This is a genomic window from Pseudomonas sp. RL (assembly GCF_000647775.1).
GTDB lineage: Bacteria > Pseudomonadota > Gammaproteobacteria > Pseudomonadales > Pseudomonadaceae > Serpens > Serpens flexibilis.
Genome location: NZ_JBOY01000060.1, coordinates 1 through 20,016, shown reverse-complemented (window position 1 = coordinate 20,016; position 20,016 = coordinate 1). Strand labels below are relative to the sequence as shown.

The window sequence follows — 20,016 nt, the reverse complement described above, 5'->3', positions numbered from 1 at the left end:
CCCTGGCCGGCCAGCCACAGGCTCATGTGGCCGAGCCCGGCGCCGACGTCGAGCACGCGCAGCGGGCGGGACGGCAGCACCTCGGCCAGATCGGCCTGCAGCACGGCGAGGCGGATGGCGCCCTTGGCGCCGCCATAGATCTTCTCGGCGAAGCGCGTCGCCAGTTCGTCGAAGTGGCGGTCGCTCATTTTCCGTAACGCCGTTCGGTATCGGCCAGCTTGGCGCGCACCACCTGGTCCATGTCCAGGCCGAGCTCGGCGCACAGCAACAGCAGGTAGAGCACCACGTCGCCGATTTCCTGGCCGGCATGTTCCAGTTGCTGTGGCGACAGGTGGCGCGACTCGTCCTCGCCCAGCCACTGGAAGATCTCCACCAGCTCGGCCATTTCCACGCTGGCGGCCATGCTCAGGTTCTTCGGACTGTGGAAGCGCCGCCAGTCGTTGGCGTCGCGGATGGCGTGCAGGCGGGCGGTGAGGGCGTCGAGGTTCATGGCGGCTCCGGAGTGCGAGCCGGGGATTATCCCGGAAGATGCCGGCGGGGATAAGCCCGGCGCCGCGGAGCGCCGTAGGCTGTTGGTGGAGCCGGGTTTATCCCGGCCGGAGATGCGGTGGTTCGGGTTCTGGATCCCCTGGCTGGCGTAAAGCCGGCCCTACAGGGCCAGTGCCTGGCTGGGTTTCGTAGGGCGGACAACGCTTCATCTGGCCGCCAGGCGGTGGGCACGCTGCTTGCGGGTTGCTCGCCGCGGATAGGAAGGCACGGTCCGGCCCACCTTACCTTGGCGTTTCGATGGGCCGCCAGGCGCCGCTCATATGCGGCAGGTCATCACGGCCACGCAGTGCGAACTGGCCCTCCGGTGCCGGGGTGCTGGCCAGAAGGCGCACCTCGGCCGGTAGCAGCACCGGCTTCTGGAAGCGCACCTCCACCTCGTAACCGCTGTCCGGCAAGCGTTCGCCCAGGGCAGCCAACGCGCGGCCCTTGTTCCACAGGCCGTGGGCGATGGCTCGGGGGAAGCCGAACAGCCGGGCGGTCGGCGCGGCGAGGTGGATCGGATTGAAATCGCCTGCGACGCGCGCGTAGCGCCGGCCGATGTCTGCCGGTGCCCGCCAATGGGCGATCTCCTCCAGAGGCAGGGGCTGCGGCTCGACCCGAGGTTGCGGTGTGCCGTCCAGGCGCAGACCGCGATAGAGGATGCGGCTGTCGCCTTCCCAGAGCAGGCCGAGCTGGTCTTCCAGGCGGGTAATGATGCTGAAGGTGACGCCCTTCTCGTGGGGCAGCAGCCGCTCGGTGTGGACACTGACGCGGAACGGGCCCAGTCCGCCGAGGGTGCGCAGCACACGGATGCGGTTTTCCAGATGGACCAGGCCGAGCAGCGGGAACGGAAAATCCCTGGCGGTCAGCAGCCTCATCTGCAGGGCGAAGGCCAGGATATGCGGGTAGGTGGGCGGCAGACGGCCGTCGTCGGCGAAACCGCACAGCGTGCGGTAGCGGGCCAGGTTGTCGGGGTCCACGCTCAGGCTACAGGCCAGGCCAAGCCCGGGCAGCGTGCGGCCCCGGTTGCCCCGGCGCAGGGCGGCGCGAGCGAACAGCCCGGGCAGGGCGGGGGCACGGGGCAATTCTTGCCAGTCGGTCAGCATCGGGGCTCTCCTTGAATCCGATGACCGCACAGGTTCCCGGGCTTTGCCGGTGGTGGCATTGGCCAGGCTGTCGCGCAACGGTGACGCAGCAGCCATTCCGCAGTGCCGTCGCCTTGAGCAGCTGGCAAAAAGCTGTCTAAGATGCGGGCGTCACGCCTCACAAGAAAAACCAAAAATGACGATGCGAGATCTGACCGATGACGCGGCGCTGCTGCGCCCGGTGATCGAGGCCCTGCGTGCCAGTGGTGTCGATCCGGCTCCGGTTCTGGCCCAGTTGGGTCTGCCCGCGCAAGGCCTGCCACAGGGGCGGTTTCCCCACAGTGCCCAGGCACCCTTCTGGCAGGCCTGCGCGGAAGCCTGTGGCGAAGAGCATGTGGGCCTGCATCTGGTGGCGCACCTGGCGCCCTATCACGGCCTGCTGCTCGAATATCTGTTTCTCTCCAGTCCCACCTTTGGCGATGGCCTGCGCCATGCGCTGCGTTATGCACGGCTGCTTTCCGACACCCTGTCCGCCGGCCTGGAAGCTGCTGACGGCCAGGCCGTGTTGGTGATGGGGGGGACGCCCGACGTCTCCCGTCACTTCCCGGAAATGCTGGCGGGGGCGGCGATCCGTCTGTTCTCGGCGCTGACCGACGGCCAGTTCCGACCGCTGGAGGTGCAGTTCATGCATGGGCAGGGCGCTCCCGCCGAACGGTATGCCGAGGTGTATGGCTGCCCGGCCCGTCTGGGCGCGTCGCGCTATGCACTGGTGTTCGACGCCGCGGTGCTGGAACGTCCTTCGCGGCATGCCGCACCGGATCTGCTGCGCATGCACGAGTCGCTGGCGCGTCGCCAGTTGCACGAAGTCGAGCGTCTGGACCTGGTGCGCCAGGTGCGTGAACTGATCGGCGAGCTGCTGCTGGACGGCGGGCCGACCCTTGAACAGGTGGCGACGCGCCTGCAGATGCCGACGCGGCGCTTGCGTGAGCGCCTGTCGCTGGCGGGGGTGCGCTTCAATGACCTGGTCACCGACTACCGCTGCCGGCTGGCCAAGGAGCTGCTCCTCAAGACCGACGAGCGTATCGAGGTGATCGTCGAACGCACTGGCTTCTCCGAGCCGAGCACCTTCTACCGCGCCTTCAAGCGCTGGGTCGGCGAAACCCCGGTGGAGTTCCGCCGTCGCGGCAAGGCCGCCGCCCGGGTGTCCTGATCTCGAAAGTCAGCCGAGCGCAGCGCCACGCCGTGCAGGTTCGCTCAGGCGCCCAGCAGGCTCTGCCCGCAGACCCGCAATACCTGGCCGGTGACCGCGCCGCTGCTCGGCTGGGCCAGCCAGGCGACCGCCTCGGCCACGTCCTGTGGCAGGCCCCCCTGGTTGAGGGCGTTCATGCGTCGGCCGGCCTCGCGGATGGTCAGCGGAATGGCGGCGGTCATCTGGGTTTCGATGAAGCCGGGCGCCACCGCGTTGAGGGTGATGCCGCGCGGCGCCAGCAGCGGCGCCCAGGCCTGTGCCAGGCCGATCAGCCCGGCTTTGCTCACCGCGTAGTTGGTCTGCCCGAGGTTGCCGGCGATGCCGCTGATCGAGGCGATCAGCACCACGCGACCGTCGTCATGCAGGGTCCCGGCGTCCAGCAGCGCCTGGGTCAGCCGCTGCGGTGCGCGCAGGTTGACGGCGATCACCGCATCCCATTGTTCCTCGCTCATCTTCGCCAGGGTCTTGTCGCGCGTGATGCCGGCGTTGTGCACCACGATATCCACACCATCCGGCAGCGCTTCGGTCAGGCGCTGCGCGGCGTCCTCGGCACAGATATCCAGCGCCAGGGAGCGCCCGCCCAGGCGCGCGGCCAGGGCCTCCAGCGCGGTGCCGGCCTGCGGCACGTCGAGCAGCAGCAGGTCGGCGCCGTCACGGGCCAGGGTTTCGGCGATGGCCGCGCCGATGCCGCGCGAGGCGCCGGTGACCAGCGCGCGCTTGCCGGCCAGCGGGCGGCTCCAGTCCTTTACCTGGGCGCGATTGGCCTGCAGGCGGACCACCTGACCGGACACGTAGGCGCTCTTCGGTGAGAGGAAGAAGCGCAGCGCGCCTTCCAACTGATCCTCGGCACCCTCGGCGACGTATAGCAACTGCACGGTGCCGCCCCGGCGCACTTCCTTGCCCAGTGAGCGGGTGAAGCCTTCCAGGCTGCGCTGGGCGCTGGCGGCGAACGGGTCCTTGAGGCTTTCCGGGGCGCGGCCCAGCACGAGGATGTGCGGGCAGCTGTCGAGCTGGGCCAGCGCGGGCTGGAAGAAGCGGCGCAGCTCGCCCAGGCGCTCCGGGCTGTCCAGGTCGCTGGCATCGAACACCAGTGCCTTGAGCGGGCTCGCGCCCGGCCAGCGCGGCAGCTCGCCGAGGCCATCGCGGTCGGCGTAAAGCTCGCTGCTCAGGCGCTTGAGGCTGCCGGCCAGCGTGCTGGCGAGCAAGCCGCCGCCGAGCAGGATCGCCCCGTCCACCGGCCGCGAACGACCACTGGCCCAGCGCTCCAGACGGATCGGGCGCGGCAGGCCGACAGCACCGACCAGGCGGCGGCCGAGGGTGGAGTTGGCGAATTCCAGGTAGCGGTCGGACATGGGAAAGACTCCGGTAGAAGGCAGAATGGCGTGCACTCTACCGGCTGGCGCGCAGCCCGCATTGACCGGACTGACCGGTCAGCCGGCGAGGCGGCCAATGCGACGTCTGTCCGGGCCGCTAGCCTACAGCCGCCTTTCACCTTCTCCAGGAGTCCGTTCATGGCCCAGCTGCGCCGGGTCGCCATCGTTGGCGGCAACCGCATCCCGTTCGCCCGCTCCAACACCGTCTACGCCACCGCCAGCAACCAGGAGATGCTCACCGCCGCCCTGGAAGGCCTGATCGAGCGCTTCAACCTGCATGGCGAACGCCTCGGCGAGGTGGTCGCCGGCGCAGTGCTCAAGCACTCGCGGGACTTCAACCTGACCCGCGAATGCGTGCTCGGCTCACGCCTGTCGCCGCAGACCCCGGCCTACGATATCCAGCAGGCCTGCGGCACCGGCCTGGAAGCGGCCATCCTGGTGGCCAACAAGATCGCTCTCGGGCAGATCGATTGCGGCATCGCCGGCGGTGTGGACACCACCTCGGACGCGCCGATCGGTGTCAACGAGGGCCTGCGGCGCATCCTGCTGGAGGCCAATCGCGGCAAGTCCACCGGCGACAAGGTGAAAAGCCTGCTCAAGGTGCGCCCGCGCCACCTGGCGCCGCATATCCCGCGCAACGGCGAGCCGCGCACCGGGCTGTCGATGGGCGAGCACTGCGAGCGCATGGCCCAGCACTGGGAAATACCCCGCGACGCGCAGGACCGCCTGGCCTATGACAGCCACCGCAAGTTGGCCGCCGCCTATGACGAGGGCTGGCACACCGATCTGCTCACGCCGTTCGCCAGCCTGAGCCGCGACCAGAACCTGCGCCCGGACATCGACCTGGACAAGCTGGCCACCCTGCGGCCGGTGTTTGACAAGGGCGGGCGGGGCACCCTGACGGCTGCCAACTCCACCCCGCTGACCGATGGCGCCTCGGTGGTGCTGCTGGCCAGCGAGGAATGGGCCAAGGCGCACGGCCTGCCGATCCTTGCCTGGTTCTGTGACGGCGAGGCGGCAGCGGTGGATTTCGTGCAGGGTGCCGAAGGACTGCTGATGGCGCCGGTGTATGCCGTACCCCGCCTGCTGGCCCGCCATGGCCTGCGCCTGCAGGACTTCGACTTCTACGAGATCCACGAAGCCTTCGCCGCCCAGGTGCTGTGTACTCTCAAGGCCTGGGAGGATACCGAGTACTGCAGGACGCGCCTGGGGCTGGACGCGCCGCTGGGCGCGATCGACCGCAGCAAGCTCAACGTGAAGGGCAGCTCGCTGGCCGCGGGTCACCCGTTCGCCGCTACCGGTGGGCGTATCGTCGCCAACCTGGCCAAACTGCTGCACCAGGCCGGCCCCGGCAAGCGCGGGCTGATCTCGATCTGCGCCGCTGGCGGTCAGGGGGTGGTCGCCATCCTGGAAAGCTGACTTGGCGAAAACCTGCACAATCTGAGGCAAGGGCCCGCCAGCACGGGCCCGCACCGCCCTGGTCGACAGCTTCTCCACGGAGTTATCCCCAGGCTTTGTGGGTAAGGTCGGCTGCTCCGAGCCAATCCGGCGTTGTGATTTTCCCTTGTCCAACAAGCACTTGGGCAATAAGTGCACGATTTGCTGGCGGCCCCCGCAGCCTACGGGCTGCACGGGTACGGTGGACAGCTTCTCCACGGGGTTATCCCCAGGCTTTGTGGGTAAGCGCGGCTTGACCTGGGGGCGGCACAAGCCGAAGCTTGCCGGGATAGTCAGAGCCGTGGACGCCCGAGGAGTTGAACCATGCAAGGCCAAGCGAACGTCGTCGATTACCTGAAAGTCCTGCTCAAGGGCGAGCTGGCCGCGCGTGATCAGTATTTCCTGCATTCGCGCATGTACGCCGACTGGGGCTTCACCAAACTGTACGAGCGCATCAATCACGAAATGGAAGAGGAGACCCAGCACGCCGACGTGTTGCTGCAGCGCATCCTGTTCCTGGAAGGCAGCCCGGATATGACACCGGAAGCCATCCACCCCGGCGCCGACGTGCCGGCCATGCTGCGTAGCGACCTGGCGCTGGAATACAAGGTGCGCGCCGCGTTGGCCAAGGGCATCGAACTGTGCGAGCAGGCGGGCGACTACGTCAGCCGCGACCTGCTGGTGGCGCAGCTGCACGACACTGAGGAAGACCACGCCTACTGGCTGGAGCAGCAACTGCGGCTGATCGACCGCATCGGCCTGCAGAACTACCTGCAGTCCCAGGCCAGCTGAGTCTGTCCTGACGAACCTGTGTGCCACCGCCGGGAGGCTGCGAATAGCCGCAGCCTCCCGCAATGCCGTATAAGTCGGCCCATCTTTTCACCGAGCCCGCCGCCTGCGCATGAAAGCCCCGAAACGTCTCGAACCCCTGCTGGAAGATGGCCTGATCGACGAGGTCCTGCGCCCGTTGATGAGCGGTAAGGAAGCCGCCGTGTACGTGGTGCGCTGTGGCGACGAGCTGCGCTGCGCCAAGGTCTACAAGGAGGCCAACAAGCGGGGCTTCCGCCAGGCCGCCGAATACCAGGAAGGCCGCAAGGTGCGTAACAGCCGCGACGCGCGGGCCATGGCCAAGGGCTCGAAGCATGGTCGGCGCGAGCGCGAGGAGGCCTGGCAGAACGCCGAGGTCTCCGCCCTGTTCCGGCTGGCCAGCGCCGGTGTGCGCGTACCCAAGCCCTACGACTTCGTCGATGGCGTGCTGCTGATGGAGCTGGTCAGCGACGGCGAGGGCGATGCCGCACCGCGCCTGAACGATGTCGACATGAGCGCCGAGGACGCCCGCGAGCTGCATGGCGTGATGATCGGCGAAATCGTCAAGATGCTCTGCGCCGGACTGGTGCATGGCGACCTGTCTGAATTCAACGTGCTACTCGACCCGGACGGCCCGGTGATCATCGACCTGCCCCAGGCGGTCGATGCCGCCGGCAACAACCACGCCTTCCGCATGCTGGAGCGCGATGTCACCAACATGGCCGAGTATTTCGGCCAATACGCGCCTGAACTCCTGCACACCCGTTACGCCCAGGAAATGTGGGCGCTCTATGAACAGGGTGAGCTGACCCCGCAGAGCGTGCTGACCGGCGAGTTCGCCGAGCCGGAGGAGGAAGCCGACCTGGATGCCGTGCTGCGCGAGATCAAGGCGGCCCTGGCCGATCAGGCCCGGCGCCAGGCGGCGCTGGCCGAGGCTGACGCGCCGGCCGGCCTGGAAGAACCTACGCCGCCCTGGCTGCGCGGCTAAGCATCAGCTCGCCTGTTTTGTGGAGCAGCACGGGCCCGATTCCAGCTCGCTGAGAATCGGGCAATCCGGCCGGTCATCGCCGTGGCAATGCTCCACCAAGGATTGCAGGGTGTCGCGCAGCTCGCTGAGCTCGGCGATCTTGCGGTTCAGTTCCTGCACATGGGCGCTGGCCAGGGCCTTCACGTCGGCGCTGGCGCGCTGGCGGTCCTGCCAGAGGCTCAGCAGGCGGCCCACTTCCTCCAGCGAAAAGCCCAGATCCCGCGCGCGGCGAATGAAGCCCAGGCGATGCAGGTCGTCCGTGCCGTAGGTGCGATAGCCGCTGGCGCTGCGCCCGGCCGGGCGCAGCAGGCCGATGGATTCGTAGTAGCGGATCATCTTCGCCGACAACCCGCTGTGCTTTGCCGCCTGACCGATGTTCATCGCCTTACTCCTCGGGTTTCCAGCGCTTGAGCAGCAGCGCGTTGCTCACCACGCTGACGCTGGACAGCGCCATGGCCGCGCCGGCCACCACCGGGCTGAGGAAGCCCAGCGCTGCCAGCGGCAGACCGATCAGGTTGTAGATGAACGCCCAGAACAGGTTCTGGCGGATCTTCACGTAGGTGCGCCGGCTGATCTCCAGGGCCGCCGGCACCAGGCGCGGGTCGCCGCGCATCAGGGTGATGGCGGCGGCGTGCATGGCCACATCGGTGCCGCCGCCCATGGCGATGCCCACGTCGGCGGCGGCCAGCGCCGGGGCGTCGTTGATGCCGTCGCCGACCATGGCCACCACCGCGCCGTGGCCTTTGAGGCGCGCGACTTCGGCGGCCTTGTCAGCCGGCAGCACTTCGGCGTGCACCTGCTCGATGCCCAGCTGCTTCGCCACGCTGTGGGCGCTGCCGCGGTTGTCGCCGCTGATCAGGTGGGTGTGGATGCCACGTTGCTGCAGGGCGGCCACGCCGGCGGCAGCGCCGTCCTTGAGCGTGTCGCCGAAGGCGAACAGGCCCAGCACGCGCGCCTGCGGCGCCGTTTCGATCAGCCAGGAGAGGGTGCGCCCCTCGGCTTCCCAGTCGGCGGCCTGCGCGGCCAGGGCGCCCGGCTGCAGGCCCTGTTCCTCCAGCATCCGGCGGTTGCCCAGGGCCAGGCGCCGGCCGTCCAGCTCGCCGGCGATGCCGCGTCCGCCGAGGGCCTGGCTGGCGCGGATCTCCGGCACCTGTAGTTGGCGCTCGGCGCACTCGTCGAGCACCGCGCGGGCCAGCGGGTGTTCGCTGCCACGCTGCAGGGCGCCGGCCTGGCGCAGCAGCGCGGCTTCGTCGCCGTCCACGGCGTGCAGGTGCACGACGCGCGGTCGGCCGGACGTCAGGGTGCCGGTCTTGTCGAAGGCCACCACCGTCACCGCGTGGGCGCGCTCCAGGGCTTCGGCGTCCTTGATCAGGATGCCGTGGCGGGCCGCCACGCCGGTGCCGGTCATGATCGCCGCCGGGGTGGCCAGGCCCAGGGCGCACGGGCAGGCGATGACCAGCACCGCCACGGCGTTGATCAGCGCGGTTTCCAGCGCGGCGCCGGCCAGCAGCCAGCCGCCCAGGGTGAGCAGGGCGATGACCAGCACGGCCGGCACGAACACCTCGCTGACGCGGTCGACCAGGCGCTGGATCGGCGCCTTCGCGGCCTGGGCGTCTTCCACCAGGCGGATGATGCGCGCCAGCACGCTTTCCGCCCCGACGGCCTGGGTACGCACCAGCAGGCGACCGTCACCATTGATGGCGCCGCCGGTGACCGTGCTGCCGGGCTGCTTGGCCACCGGCAGGCTTTCGCCGCTGATCAGCGCCTCGTCGGCCTGGCTTTCGCCCTCGACCACTTCGCCGTCCACCGGGAAGCGCTCGCCCGGGCGCACCACCACCAGATCGCCGACCCGCAACTGGGCAAGGGGCACCTCCTCCTCGCGACCGTCCACCAGGCGCCGGGCGCGTTCCGGGCGCAGGGCTTCCAGGGCGCGGATGGCCGCGCTGGTCTGGCGCTTGGCGCGGCTTTCCAGGTACTTGCCGAGCAGCACCAGGGCGATGACCACCGCCGAAGCTTCGAAATACAGGTGCGGCATCTGCCCGGCCGGGGCGGCCCACCACTGGTAGAGGCTCAGGCCGTAGCCGGCGCTGGTGCCCATGGCCACCAGCAGGTCCATGTTGCCGCTGCCGGCGCGCACGGCCTTCCAGGCGGCCCGGTAGAAGCGCGCACCGAGCACGAACTGCACCGGTGTGGCGAGCAGGAACTGCGCCCAGGCCGGCAGCATCCAGTGCTGGCCCAGCAGATCGCCGAACATCGGGATCACCAGCGGCGCGGCCAGCAAAAGGGCGAGGATCACCGCCAGCCGTTCGCGGCGCAGGCGCCGCTCGGCGTCTGCCCCGTCGGTGCTGTCGCGGGCCGCCAGGCTGGCCTGGTAGCCGGCCTTCTCGACGGCGGCGATCAGCGCGGCGTCGCGCACCTCGCCGACCAGTTGCAGATGGGCGCGCTCGCCGGCCAGGTTGACGCTGACGGCGCGCACGCCGGGCACCTTGCCCAGCGCGCGTTCGACGCGCCCGGCGCAGCTGGCACAGGTCATGCCGGTGATGGCGACCTCCAGGCTGCGCGCCGGCACCTGGTAGCCGGCGCGCTCGACGGCGGCGATCAGCTCGTCCAGCGTTGCGCCGTCGGTTTCGACGCGGGCGCGTTCGCTGGCCAGGTTGACTTCGGCGTGGCGCACGCCGGTGAGCTTGTTCAGGGCGCGTTCGACCCGGCCGGCGCAGCTGGCGCAGGTCATGCCGCTGATGGGGAAATCGAGGGTGGCGGACATGGGTTCCTCCTTGCGAGTGACCCTATGCTCGACCTTGACCTCGTGGCAAGGTCAAGCGTTCCACCGTTCAGGCGCGCTCGCGAATCAGTCCGCGGAACAGTGCATCGAACATGGGGCCGGCATCGGTCTCCGGGTCGAACTGCTGCGGGTCGCGCAACCAGTCGCCGATCAGGCCGATCAGCAGGCCATGCACCGCCCGCGAGGCCTGGTGGGCGTTGATGCCCGGATGCAATTGGCCAAGGCGTTCGCAGTCCTCCAGCAGACGCTCGCAGATGGCGATGAACTGATTGACGAACTGGTTGTGACGTTCCTCGGCCGGACGCAACTCGTCGGTGAACTCGCAGCGCTGCATGAGCACGGTGAGGATGCGTCGCTTCTGCTCGTTCTGCACCAGAATCTGCAGGCCGCCGACGCACATGTCGCGCAGCGAGCCCAGCGACAGCTGCGGATCGGCGCTGAGTTTCTCGGCGATCTGCTCGGGCGGCAGGCGCACCTGGTTGAGCATGGCGGTGAACAGGTCGGCCTTGTTCTGGAAGTGCCAGTAGACGGCGCCCCGGGTGACCCCGGCGGCCCGGGCAATGTGCTCCAGACTGGTGTGCGCCACCCCGCGCTCGAGAAACAGCTGTTCGGCGGCGTTCAGAATGGCGGCGCGGGTCTTCTCGGCATCTTCTTTGGTTCGACGCATGGGGTGGGTCCGGGGCCTCGGCAGCAGGAAAGGAGGCGGCATTGTCGATTCATGATTTACAAACGTCAATGTATGTAAGAGAGTCGCAGCCTCGCGGCGCGCTCCAGTCAGGAATATGTAGCTCATGCCCATTCGTCTGCTGCTGATTCTGGGTGCCCTGTCGGCCTTCGGGCCGCTGGCCATCGATTTCTATCTGCCCAGTTTTCCTGCCCTGGCTCAGGCGTTCAGCACCGACGTCGAGCATGTGCAGCAGTCGCTGGCGGTGTATTTCATCGGCCTGGCGTTCGGCCAGCTGATCTACGGGCCCCTGGCCGACCGCTACGGCCGGCGCGGGCCGCTGCTGTTCGGCGTGACGCTGTTCGTGCTGTCGTCGCTGGCCTGCGCGCTGGCGCCGAGCCTCGACGCGCTGATCGCCGCGCGCCTGGCCCAGGCACTGGGCGGTTGCGCCGGCATGGTGGTGTCACGCGCGGTGGTGCGCGATCTCTGCGAGCCACGCGACGCCGCCAAGGTGTTCTCGCAGCTGATGCTGGTCATGGGGGTGGCGCCGATTCTCGCACCGCTCGCCGGCGGTCTATTGCTGCAGCTGTTCGGCTGGCAGTCGATCTTCTACAGCCTGACGCTGTTCAGTGCGCTGGTCGGCCTGGCGCTGTACCGCTGGCTGCCGGAAACCCTGCCGGCCGGCGCCGAGCGCTTGCCGCTACGCGGTAGCCTGGGCCGTTACCTGGGACTGTTCCGTGACCGCGAGTTCCTCACCTTCGCCCTGACAGGCGGGCTGTCGATCTCCGCCATGTTCGCCTACGTGGCCGGCTCGCCGTTCGTGTTCATCGAACTGTACGGCGTGCCCGCCGAGCACTACGGCTGGCTGTTCGGCGCCAATGCCGCCGGCTTCATCCTCGCCGCCCAGGTGAACGCCTGGCTGATGCGCTTCCGCGGCCCGGGATTCTGGCTGCGCCGGCTGAGCGCTCTGTTCCTGTTCTGCGCTTTGTTGCTGCTGCTGTTTGCGGCCTGGCGCGCGCCGCTCTGGCTGCTGATGCTGCCGCTGTTCCTCGCCATGGGCTGCCTGGGCTGCATCCTGCCCAACGCCGCCGCCTGCGCGATGGCGCGCCAGGGCGGCCAGGCGGGCAGTGCCTCGGCCTTGATGGGCAGTCTGCAGTTTGCCGTGGCGGCGCTGGCCAGTGCGCTGGTTGGCGTGCTGCATGATGGCAGCGCGCTGCCGATGGCCCTGGTGATCGCCGGCTGCGCGCTGCTGGCGGCGCTGCTGGCCTGGTACAGCGGCCAGGTAGAAGCTCGCTGATAGCGCTTTCCCATCCCGACCTAAGCAGGCCTGGCGAGCGTCCGGTGGCGAACCATACTCGAAGCCATCAAGGGCGTGGCGGCGAGGCAGACATCCATGAGTTACCCACAGGATTACCGGCGTTCACTGGCGGAGCCCGCCGACTTCTGGGCCGAGCAGGCCCGTGATCTGGACTGGTTCCGGGCGCCGCGCGAAACCCTGCGTGCGCTGGACGATGGGACGCACCGCTGGTTTGCCGATGCGCTACTCAACACTGCCTATCTGGCGCTGGACCGGCATGTCGAGAACGGCCGGGGTGAACAGCCCGCGCTGCTCTACGATTCGCCGGTCAGCGACGTGAAGCGTCAGTACAGCTACCGCCAGTTGCGCGACGAGGTCGCCCGGCTGGCCGGCGCGTTGCGCGCACTGGGAGTGGAGAAGGGCGACCGGGTGGTCATCTACATGCCCATGGTGCCGGAGGCGGCCATGGCCATGCTGGCCTGCGCGCGCCTGGGGGCGGTGCATTCGGTGGTGTTCGGCGGCTTCGCGCCTCAGGAATTGGCGGTGCGCATCGACGATGCGCGGCCGAAGCTGTTGCTCACGGCCTCCTGCGGCATCGAGTTCGACCGGGTCATTCCCTACCAGCCGCTGGTGGAAACGGCGCTGGCGCTGGCCGAGCAGCCGCCGCAACGGGTGATGGTGCTGCAGCGTCCGCAGGCGCCGGCGCAATTGCGCGGGGGGCGCGATCTGGACTGGGCACAACAGGTGGCACAGGCATCGCCTGTGGAGCCAGTGCCGGTGCTCGGCGGCGATCCGCTGTACATCCTCTACACCTCGGGTACCACGGGGCGGCCGAAGGGCATCGTGCGCGACAACGCCGGCCACGCGGTGGCGCTGCGCTACTGCTTCGAACGGGTCTACGGCATGCGGCCGGGCGACGTCTGGTGGGGGTTGTCGGACATCGGCTGGGTGGTTGGCCATTCGATGATCGTCTATGGCCCGCTGATGGCCGGCTGCAGCACGGTGTTCTACGAAGGCAAGCCGGTGCGCACGCCGGATGCCGGGGCGATCTGGCGGGTGATCGAGGAGTACCGGGTTAATGCGCTGACCTGTGCTCCGACCGCCATTCGCGCGGTGCGCAAGGAAGACCCGTCTGGCGAACGGCTCGCGCGCCACGACCTGAGTTCGTTGCGCGCGCTGTTCCTGGCCGGCGAGCGGCTGGATTCCAGCACGCACCAGTGGCTCGAGGAGCAGACCGCCCGGCCGGTGCACGACCATTGGTGGCAGACCGAGACCGGCTGGCCGGTGACCGCGCCCTGCGTGGGGCTGGCGGACTATCGGCGCAAGGTTGGCTCCAGCAACGCGGCAGTGCCGGGCTACCACGTGCTGGTGGTGAACGAGGAGGGCGAGCTGCTGGACGCGGGTCAGGAGGGCGCCATCGTGGTCTCGCTGCCGTTGCCGCCGGGGTGCGCGCAGACGCTGTGGAACGATTCTGAGCGCTACCGGCAGGCCTATCTGCAGGCGGTGCCCGGGCATTACCTGACTGGTGATGGCGGCTACCTGGACGCCGACGGCTTCGTCTACGTCATGGGCCGCACCGATGATGTCATCAACGTGGCCGGCCATCGCCTGTCCACCGGGGAGATGGAGGACCGGGTGGCGCGTCATCCGGCGGTGGCCGAATGCGCGGTGATCGGTGTGGCGGACGACCTCAAGGGACAGCTGCCCCTTGCGCTGGTGGTCTGCAAGGAAGGGGTCGCGATCGATCCGGCTGCTCTGCAGGCCGAACTGGTGGCCAGGGTGCGCGAGGAGCTCGGCGCGCTGGCCTGTTTCCAGCAGGTGCGGGTGGTGCGCCGGCTGCCGAAGACGCGTTCGGGCAAGATCCTGCGTGCGGTGCTGCGCAAGATCGCGGCTGGCGAGCCTTACGCGCCGCCGGCCACCATCGACGATCCGGCGATCCTCGAAGAGCTGGCCGGGGTGCTCCGGGGCGAGCTGTCGGCCGAGGCCCCGTGACATCACGTCGCTCAGGGGTGGCCTTGCAGTCGCGCCCGTGGCTGGTAGAGTCGCGCGCATGATTGCCACCCGTCGACCTCATCCCCTGCTGCTTTGGACGCTGTGCCTGAGCGTGCTGCTGAGCCTGCATTTGTGCGGCTTGCGTCACGGCCAGTCCAGCGCACTGGCACTGAGTGGCTTGGCGGGCGGTTTCTGCTCCAGTGACAGCGCGGGCTTCGATGCGTCTCCGGCAGAGGACGCCGAACCGCTGGGTGACTGGAGCTGTCCGCTGTGTCAGAACCCCGGGGCGAGCGATGGCGGCTGGAACGCGGATGGACCGATGCTGGCGGGAACCGGGCTTCTCCTGCTGGCGGGGCGTGCCGTTCGGCGTTCACGTCGCCGTTACACCCTGGCGTGTCCCCGCGCACCTTGATCGCGACCTCTTACTTCCGGTCATTACCTCTCCTTCATTCGATCAAGGTGTTCACATGCTGAAATTTCAACGCGCGCTGCTGGGTGCGGCGCTTTGTCTATCCACCGCCTGGGCGCAGGCTCAGGATATCCGGGTCGAGCAGCCCTGGTCGCGGGCCATGCCGCCCACCGCCCCGGCGGCCGCCGCCTACTTCGTGCTGCATAACACGGGTGCCGGTGCCGATCGCCTGGTCGGCGCCGCCACTCCGATCGCGGGGAAGGCCGAACTGCACGAGCACGCCCACGTCGGCGGCGTGATGCAGATGCGTGAAGTGGCCGGCGGGATTCCGCTGCCGGCGGGTGCCGAGGTGAGCTTTCAGCCGGGCGGTTACCACGTGATGCTGCTCGAACTGCCCCGCCAACTGAAGGACGGCGAGCAGTTCCCGCTGACCCTGCGTTTCGAAAAGGCCGGCGAGCTCACCGTGGAAGTCCCGGTGCGGCACATGGCGCCCACCATGCAGGGCGGCCACCACCACGGCCACTGACGGGCCGGGTGCCGCAGCGTGGGCAGCGTTGCGGCACCCGACTCAGGTCATGTTTCCTGCAGGTGGATGCGGCCGCGACTCAGGTCGGCCAATTGCCGCTGCAGGGTTTCCCGCCGGTCGGGCGCCAGCCGGAAGCGCAGCTCCACCCCCTCGCTCAGAAAATCCTCCCCATCGAGCAGCGCGCCGCAATCCATGAGGCGCTGGCGGACGCGGGCATGCTCGGCGAATTCACAGCGGCAGCGCAGGTCGATGCGCTCGATCAGTGGTTGGCGCTGGCCCGCCTGCAGGCACTTCGCAGCGCAGCCGCCATAGGCGCGCGCCAGACCGCCGGTGCCGAGCAGGATGCCGCCATACCAGCGGGTCACCAGCACCGCCACCTGATCGAAATCCTGCCCCTCGACGGCGGCCAGGATCGGTCGCCCGGCGGTGCCGCCGGGCTCTCCGTCATCGTTGAAACGGTACTGATGACCGATCTTCCAGGCCCAGCAGTTGTGAGTGGCATCAGCGGCACTGTGGGCCGCGATAAAGGCCTGCGCGGCAGCTGCGTCGGTGACTGGCGCGGCCAGGGCGACAAAGCGGCTCTTGCGGATGTCTTCCTGGTAATCGCAGGGTGCGCTCAGGGTCCAGGTCATGTGGGCGTGTCCCCGGTGGCGGCCAGTGCCGCGAGGAACTCGTCGAGAATCAGCTGAGGGCGTCGCCCCTTGCGGGTGACCACCGCCAGCGGCAGATCGTGGAAGCGTTCCCGGGGCTTGAGTGCCCGCAGCCGACCGGCTTCCACCCATTGCCGGGCATAGTGTTCCGGCAGATAGCCGATGTAGCAGCCAGTGAGGATCAGGAAGGCCATGCCCTCGCGATCCGAGGCGCTGGCGGTGCAGCGCAGCGCGCGGTAGTGGGGCTGCACATCCGGTGGCAGGCGGAAGGTCGGGGCGATGGCTTCCTGGCGCTCCAGCAGGGCGTCGTCGATGGCCGTATCCTCCAGGGCGAACAGTGGGTGACCGGCGGCGCAGTAGAGCAGGGAGCGTTCCGCGTACAACGGCTGGTAGTCGAGCCCGGCCAGCGCGCCGGCCTGCGGCACCACGCCGACCTGCAGGCGTCCATCCAGCACCCCCTGTTCCACTTCCGCCGGCGGGATCATGCGGATGTGGATGTGTATGTCCGGACCGCGCGCCTTGAGACGGGCCAATGCATGGGTTACGCGCATCTGCGGCAGGGTCACGAGGTTGTCCGGCAGGCCGATGTGCAGCTCGCCGCGCAACTGGCGATGCAGCGCATTGACCTCGTCGCGAAAGCCTTCCACAGCCCCCAGCAGGCGCAGGGCCGCCTGGTAGACCTCGCGGCCTTCTTCTGTCAGGGCGAAGCCGGCACGGCCGCGCTGACACAGGCGCAGTCCGAGCCGCTGCTCCAGGTCGGCCATCTGCTGGCTGATCGCCGAGCGGCCGATGCCCAGCACGCTTTCCGCGGCCGAAAAACCGCCGCTCTCCACCACATTGCGAAACAGTCGCAGCAGGCGCAGATCGAAATCGGTGACCTGGGGCAGGGGGAGGGACCGAACTGTGGTCATTGTTTAGCCATGAGTGAAGTGAGCTCCGGAATATCGGTATTTAACGGACTTTAGGTCGCTGGCAATGTCGGCGGCAAGCGCCATGCTGTTCAGGCGGTTCTTGTCCTTTGCGAGGCTTGCGATGAATCTCCATCAAAGCGTCACCGCCCCGGTAGCCAGCCAGTTGAAACTGGATGCCCACTGGATGCCGTTCACCGCCAACCGTCAGTTCCAGCAAGACCCGCGCCTGATCGTCGGCGCCTCGGGCAGCTGGCTGACCGACAGCGAGGGTCGGCAGGTCTATGACAGTCTGTCGGGCCTGTGGACCTGCGGGGCCGGCCACTGCCGGGCGCAGATCCAGGCCGCAGTGGCGCACCAGCTGGGCACCCTGGATTATTCGCCGGGCTTTCAGTTCGCCCATCCCCTGTCATTCCAGTTGGCAGAGCGGATCGCCGACCACCTGCCCGGCCCGTTGAATCATGTGTTCTTCACCAACTCCGGTTCCGAGTGCGCCGACACGGCGGTGAAGATGGCGCGCGCCTACTGGCGGCTGAAGGGACGGCCGAGCAAGACGCGGCTGATCGGTCGAGCGCGCGGCTACCACGGTGTGAATATCGCCGGCACCTCGCTGGGCGGTATCGGTGGCAATCGCAAGATGTTCGGCCAGCTACTGGAAGCCGATCATCTGCCGCACACCTTGCAACCGCACCTGGCGTTCACCCGGGGCATGGCCGACAGCGGTGGCGTGGAACTGGCCAACGAGTTGCTCAAACTGATCGAGTTGCACGATGCCTCGAACATCGCGGCGGTGATCGTCGAGCCGATGTCCGGCTCCGCCGGCGTACTGGTGCCGCCCACCGGTTATCTGCAGCGGTTGCGCGAGATCTGCGACCAGCACGACATCCTGCTGATCTTCGATGAGGTGATCACCGGCTTCGGCCGCCTGGGCACCTACAGTGGTGCGCAGTACTTCGGCGTGACGCCGGATCTGATGAACCTTGCCAAGCAGCTCACCAATGGTGCGGTGCCGCTGGGCGCGGTGGTGGCCAGCGAGGAGGTCTACCGGACCTTCATGGAGCAGGTGTTGCCGCAGCACGCCGTGGAGTTTGCCCATGGCTATACCTATTCGGCCCACCCAGTGTCCTGCGCCGCCGGGCTGGCCACCCTGGACCTGCTGGCGGGTGAAAACCTGGTCCAGCAGGCTGCCGAGCTGGCGCCCCACTTTGAACAGTTGTTGCACGGCGTAAGGGGTGCCCGGCATGTGGTGGATATCCGCAACTGCGGCCTGGCCGGGGCGATCCAGCTGGCTGCGCGCGACGGCGATGCCATCGTGCGCCCGTTCGAGGCCGGCATGCGCCTGTGGCGGGCGGGCTTCTATGTGCGCTTTGGTGGCGACACGCTGCAGTTCGGCCCGACCTTCAATGCCCGTCCGACCGACCTCGACCGGTTGTTCGACGCGGTCGGCGAAACCCTCAATGGACTGGATTAGGAGCCGCTCATGTCAGTCATTGCACATCTGATCAACGGCGAACGGGTGCTCGGCGAACGCACCGCGGAGGTTTTTGACCCGTCACGCGGACTGGCAATTCGCCGGGTATCGCTGGCTGATCACGCCACGGTGCAGCAGGCCGTTGCGGCTGCCGCGACGGCCTTTCCGGTGTGGCGCAATACGCCCCCTGCCCGACGGGCCCAGGTGCTGTTCCGTTTCAAGCAACTGCTCGACGAGCACCGCGACGAGATCGCCCGGCTGATCAGCGAGGAACATGGCAAGACTCTCGAGGATGCCGCCGGGGAAGTGCAGCGCGGCATCGAGAATGTCGAGTATGCGTGTGGCGCGCCGGAGCTGCTCAAGGGTGAATACAGCCGCAACGTGGGGCCGAACATCGACGCCTGGAGCGACTTTCAGCCGCTCGGCATCGTGGCGGGCATAACGCCGTTCAACTTTCCGGCCATGGTGCCGCTGTGGATGTATCCGCTGGCCATCGCCTGCGGCAACTGCTTCATCCTCAAGCCTTCCGAGCGGGATCCCAGCTCAGCTATGTATGTGGCCGAGCTCATGCTGCAGGCCGGATTGCCCAAAGGCGTCCTCAATGTAGTGCACGGGGATCGCGCCGCGGTGGATGCGCTGATCGAGGCACCGGAAATCAAGGCCTTGAGCTTTGTCGGCTCGACGCCGGTGGCCGAGCACATCTATACGGAGGGTACTCGGCGCGGCAAGCGGGTGCAGGCGCTGGGTGGGGCGAAGAACCATGCGGTGCTGATGCCCGATGCGGATCTGGACAATGCGGTTAGCGCACTGATGGGCGCGGCATACGGCTCGTGCGGCGAGCGCTGCATGGCCATCTCGGTGGTGGTATGTGTCGGCGATCAGGTCGCCGATGCGCTGGTGGCAAAGCTGGTACCGCAGATTCAAGCGCTGAAGGTGGGGGCCGGCACGGAATGCGGCATGGACATGGGACCCTTGGTAACCGCGGCTCAACGGGAGAAGGTGCTTTCCTATATCGAAGACGGTGTCGCGGCCGGGGCGGAGCTGGTGCTTGATGGGCGGAATGTGTCGGTCGTTGGACATGAGCAGGGTTTCTTCCTGGGAGGCTGCCTGTTCGACCGTGTCATGCCTGACATGCGCATCTACCGGGAGGAGATCTTCGGGCCGGTACTGTGCATCGTGCGGGTCGGCAGTCTGGAGCAGGCCATACAGCTGATCAACGCTCACGAATACGGCAACGGGACCTGCATCTTTACCCGCGACGGCGAGGCGGCCCGGCTGTTCTGTGAGGAGGTGGAGGTCGGTATGGTCGGTGTGAACGTACCGCTGCCGGTGCCGGTGGCCTATCACAGCTTCGGTGGCTGGAAGCGTTCGCTGTTCGGCGACCTGCATGCCTACGGCCCGGATGGCGTGCGGTTCTATACACGGCGCAAGGCGATCACCCAGAAATGGCCGCAACGGGCCAGTCACGAAGCGGCGCAGTTTGCATTTCCAAGCAATAGATAGGTGCTTGGGCGAGTATCGATCACCAGGGAGTGCCGGAGCACGCGTCATTGATCGCGACCGCCAGATGCTTGGCTATCTCGGATCGCATGTGGTCGATGGAACTGCCCTTCCGGTGAATGCGGGTGTGATCCCAGCCTGACCATTCCCGCGCTTGCCGAGCGCTTTGCAAGCAACCTCATGCTGTGAGAGCGCCTTAGGCGTCTTCGAATGAACTTTTGTAATAAAACTACAAATAACCGTTGACGGCAGATTATGGCGCCCTATAATGCGCCCCACTTCCAGCGCAGAGCTGCTGAAAACTCCTTGTA

At 67.9% G+C, this 20,016-nt stretch carries 18 protein-coding genes and 1 pseudogene; 10 read left to right on the top strand and 9 right to left on the bottom strand.

The features are described 5' to 3' along the window. The 3 genes and pseudogenes from AS93_RS19175 to AS93_RS0110615 form a co-directional block, all read right to left on the bottom strand. Positions 1 to 188 (bottom strand): annotated as a pseudogene (locus tag AS93_RS19175) (SAM-dependent methyltransferase); the annotation flags it as partial. After that, positions 185 to 490: a MazG-like family protein gene (locus AS93_RS0110625; protein ID WP_027590596.1), complete on the bottom strand. Its 306-nt coding sequence runs from the start codon at positions 488 to 490 to the stop codon at positions 185 to 187. The gene AS93_RS0110625 and the pseudogene AS93_RS19175, both read right to left, overlap by 4 nt. A gap of 280 nt (positions 491 to 770) precedes the next feature. Then, the gene (locus AS93_RS0110615) at positions 771 to 1,634 is read right to left on the bottom strand and encodes a MaoC/PaaZ C-terminal domain-containing protein (RefSeq protein ID WP_027590595.1); all 864 of its coding nucleotides are present in this window, start codon (positions 1,632 to 1,634) and stop codon (positions 771 to 773) included. Between the two features lie 181 nt (positions 1,635 to 1,815). Here AS93_RS0110615 and AS93_RS0110610 point away from each other — a divergent pair, with 181 nt between their 5' ends. After that, positions 1,816 to 2,823, top strand: coding sequence for an AraC family transcriptional regulator (locus AS93_RS0110610; RefSeq protein ID WP_027590594.1), 1,008 nt, complete (start codon positions 1,816 to 1,818; stop codon positions 2,821 to 2,823). A gap of 44 nt (positions 2,824 to 2,867) precedes the next feature. On the opposite strand, the gene AS93_RS0110605 is transcribed toward AS93_RS0110610, so the two are convergent. Next, positions 2,868 to 4,214 carry a 3-oxoacyl-ACP reductase gene (locus AS93_RS0110605; protein ID WP_027590593.1) on the bottom strand — a complete coding sequence of 449 codons (1,347 nt, stop codon included), beginning with the start codon at positions 4,212 to 4,214 and terminating at the stop codon, positions 2,868 to 2,870. Positions 4,215 to 4,373: 159 nt separating this feature from the next. On the opposite strand from AS93_RS0110605, the gene AS93_RS0110600 reads away from it, so the two are divergent. From AS93_RS0110600 to AS93_RS0110590, 3 genes are all read left to right on the top strand, one after another. Then, entirely contained in the window at positions 4,374 to 5,654 is a 1,281-nt protein-coding gene (locus AS93_RS0110600; protein ID WP_027590592.1) for an acetyl-CoA C-acetyltransferase, read from the top strand. Positions 5,655 to 5,996: 342 nt separating this feature from the next. Next, the gene (gene bfr, locus AS93_RS0110595; RefSeq protein WP_027590591.1) at positions 5,997 to 6,464 is read left to right on the top strand and encodes a bacterioferritin; all 468 of its coding nucleotides are present in this window, start codon (positions 5,997 to 5,999) and stop codon (positions 6,462 to 6,464) included. 109 nt (positions 6,465 to 6,573) lie between these two features. Continuing rightward, entirely contained in the window at positions 6,574 to 7,467 is an 894-nt protein-coding gene (locus AS93_RS0110590; RefSeq protein ID WP_027590590.1) for a PA4780 family RIO1-like protein kinase, read from the top strand. A 3-nt stretch (positions 7,468 to 7,470) separates the two neighbouring features. Here AS93_RS0110590 and cueR read toward each other — a convergent pair whose 3' ends face one another. From cueR to AS93_RS0110575, 3 genes are all read right to left on the bottom strand, one after another. Next, positions 7,471 to 7,887 carry a Cu(I)-responsive transcriptional regulator gene (cueR, locus tag AS93_RS0110585; RefSeq protein ID WP_027590589.1) on the bottom strand — a complete coding sequence of 139 codons (417 nt, stop codon included), beginning with the start codon at positions 7,885 to 7,887 and terminating at the stop codon, positions 7,471 to 7,473. 4 nt (positions 7,888 to 7,891) lie between these two features. After that, positions 7,892 to 10,270, bottom strand: coding sequence for a heavy metal translocating P-type ATPase (locus AS93_RS0110580; protein ID WP_027590588.1), 2,379 nt, complete (start codon positions 10,268 to 10,270; stop codon positions 7,892 to 7,894). A gap of 67 nt (positions 10,271 to 10,337) precedes the next feature. After that, positions 10,338 to 10,955 (bottom strand): TetR family transcriptional regulator, encoded by a 618-nt coding sequence (locus tag AS93_RS0110575; RefSeq protein WP_027590587.1) that lies wholly within the window; start codon positions 10,953 to 10,955, stop codon positions 10,338 to 10,340. Positions 10,956 to 11,079: 124 nt separating this feature from the next. On the opposite strand from AS93_RS0110575, the gene AS93_RS0110570 reads away from it, so the two are divergent. The 4 genes from AS93_RS0110570 to AS93_RS0110560 all read left to right on the top strand — a co-directional run bounded on the left by AS93_RS0110570 (position 11,080) and on the right by AS93_RS0110560 (position 15,176). Continuing rightward, complete coding sequence (locus AS93_RS0110570; RefSeq protein ID WP_027590586.1) at positions 11,080 to 12,249, top strand: Bcr/CflA family multidrug efflux MFS transporter; 1,170 nt, start codon at positions 11,080 to 11,082, stop codon at positions 12,247 to 12,249. Between the two features lie 96 nt (positions 12,250 to 12,345). Further along, a complete protein-coding gene (locus tag AS93_RS0110565) occupies positions 12,346 to 14,241 on the top strand; it encodes a propionyl-CoA synthetase (protein ID WP_027590585.1) in 1,896 nt (631 codons plus the stop codon). Positions 14,242 to 14,299: 58 nt separating this feature from the next. After that, entirely contained in the window at positions 14,300 to 14,653 is a 354-nt protein-coding gene (locus tag AS93_RS20625) for a DUF2946 family protein (protein ID WP_139182070.1), read from the top strand. 55 nt (positions 14,654 to 14,708) lie between these two features. Beyond that, a complete protein-coding gene (locus AS93_RS0110560; protein WP_027590584.1) occupies positions 14,709 to 15,176 on the top strand; it encodes a copper chaperone PCu(A)C in 468 nt (155 codons plus the stop codon). 47 nt (positions 15,177 to 15,223) lie between these two features. On the opposite strand, the gene AS93_RS0110555 is transcribed toward AS93_RS0110560, so the two are convergent. Beyond that, on the bottom strand, positions 15,224 to 15,808 hold the full coding sequence (locus tag AS93_RS0110555) for a YigZ family protein (protein WP_027590583.1): 585 nt from the start codon (positions 15,806 to 15,808) through the stop codon (positions 15,224 to 15,226). Beyond that, entirely contained in the window at positions 15,805 to 16,737 is a 933-nt protein-coding gene (locus AS93_RS0110550) for a LysR family transcriptional regulator (RefSeq protein WP_027590582.1), read from the bottom strand. The genes AS93_RS0110555 and AS93_RS0110550 overlap by 4 nt, the downstream gene beginning before the upstream one ends. Positions 16,738 to 16,858: 121 nt before the next feature. On the opposite strand from AS93_RS0110550, the gene AS93_RS0110545 reads away from it, so the two are divergent. After that, positions 16,859 to 18,205: an aspartate aminotransferase family protein gene (locus AS93_RS0110545; RefSeq protein WP_027590581.1), complete on the top strand. Its 1,347-nt coding sequence runs from the start codon at positions 16,859 to 16,861 to the stop codon at positions 18,203 to 18,205. Between the two features lie 9 nt (positions 18,206 to 18,214). After that, positions 18,215 to 19,708, top strand: a complete 1,494-nt coding sequence (locus tag AS93_RS0110540) for a CoA-acylating methylmalonate-semialdehyde dehydrogenase (RefSeq protein ID WP_027590580.1) — start codon at positions 18,215 to 18,217, stop codon at positions 19,706 to 19,708. Positions 19,709 to 20,016 lie beyond the last annotated feature (308 nt).

Bases quoted from the DNA above. Each gene is read 5' to 3' on its own strand.
- AS93_RS0110580 (WP_027590588.1), bottom strand. From the start codon at position 10,270: ATGTCCGCCACCCTCGATTTCCCCATCAGCGGCATGACCTGCGCCAGC.
- AS93_RS0110625 (WP_027590596.1), bottom strand. From the start codon at position 490: ATGAACCTCGACGCCCTCACCGCCCGCCTGCACGCCATCCGCGACGCC.
- AS93_RS0110610 (WP_027590594.1), top strand. From the start codon at position 1,816: ATGCGAGATCTGACCGATGACGCGGCGCTGCTGCGCCCGGTGATCGAG.
- AS93_RS0110615 (WP_027590595.1), bottom strand. From the start codon at position 1,634: ATGCTGACCGACTGGCAAGAATTGCCCCGTGCCCCCGCCCTGCCCGGG.
- cueR (WP_027590589.1), bottom strand. From the start codon at position 7,887: ATGAACATCGGTCAGGCGGCAAAGCACAGCGGGTTGTCGGCGAAGATG.
- AS93_RS0110545 (WP_027590581.1), top strand. From the start codon at position 16,859: ATGAATCTCCATCAAAGCGTCACCGCCCCGGTAGCCAGCCAGTTGAAA.
- AS93_RS20625 (WP_139182070.1), top strand. From the start codon at position 14,300: ATGATTGCCACCCGTCGACCTCATCCCCTGCTGCTTTGGACGCTGTGC.
- AS93_RS0110605 (WP_027590593.1), bottom strand. From the start codon at position 4,214: ATGTCCGACCGCTACCTGGAATTCGCCAACTCCACCCTCGGCCGCCGC.
- AS93_RS0110540 (WP_027590580.1), top strand. From the start codon at position 18,215: ATGTCAGTCATTGCACATCTGATCAACGGCGAACGGGTGCTCGGCGAA.
- AS93_RS0110560 (WP_027590584.1), top strand. From the start codon at position 14,709: ATGCTGAAATTTCAACGCGCGCTGCTGGGTGCGGCGCTTTGTCTATCC.
- AS93_RS0110565 (WP_027590585.1), top strand. From the start codon at position 12,346: ATGAGTTACCCACAGGATTACCGGCGTTCACTGGCGGAGCCCGCCGAC.
- AS93_RS0110555 (WP_027590583.1), bottom strand. From the start codon at position 15,808: ATGACCTGGACCCTGAGCGCACCCTGCGATTACCAGGAAGACATCCGC.
- AS93_RS0110570 (WP_027590586.1), top strand. From the start codon at position 11,080: ATGCCCATTCGTCTGCTGCTGATTCTGGGTGCCCTGTCGGCCTTCGGG.
- AS93_RS0110590 (WP_027590590.1), top strand. From the start codon at position 6,574: ATGAAAGCCCCGAAACGTCTCGAACCCCTGCTGGAAGATGGCCTGATC.
- AS93_RS0110575 (WP_027590587.1), bottom strand. From the start codon at position 10,955: ATGCGTCGAACCAAAGAAGATGCCGAGAAGACCCGCGCCGCCATTCTG.
- AS93_RS0110550 (WP_027590582.1), bottom strand. From the start codon at position 16,737: ATGACCACAGTTCGGTCCCTCCCCCTGCCCCAGGTCACCGATTTCGAT.
- bfr (WP_027590591.1), top strand. From the start codon at position 5,997: ATGCAAGGCCAAGCGAACGTCGTCGATTACCTGAAAGTCCTGCTCAAG.
- AS93_RS0110600 (WP_027590592.1), top strand. From the start codon at position 4,374: ATGGCCCAGCTGCGCCGGGTCGCCATCGTTGGCGGCAACCGCATCCCG.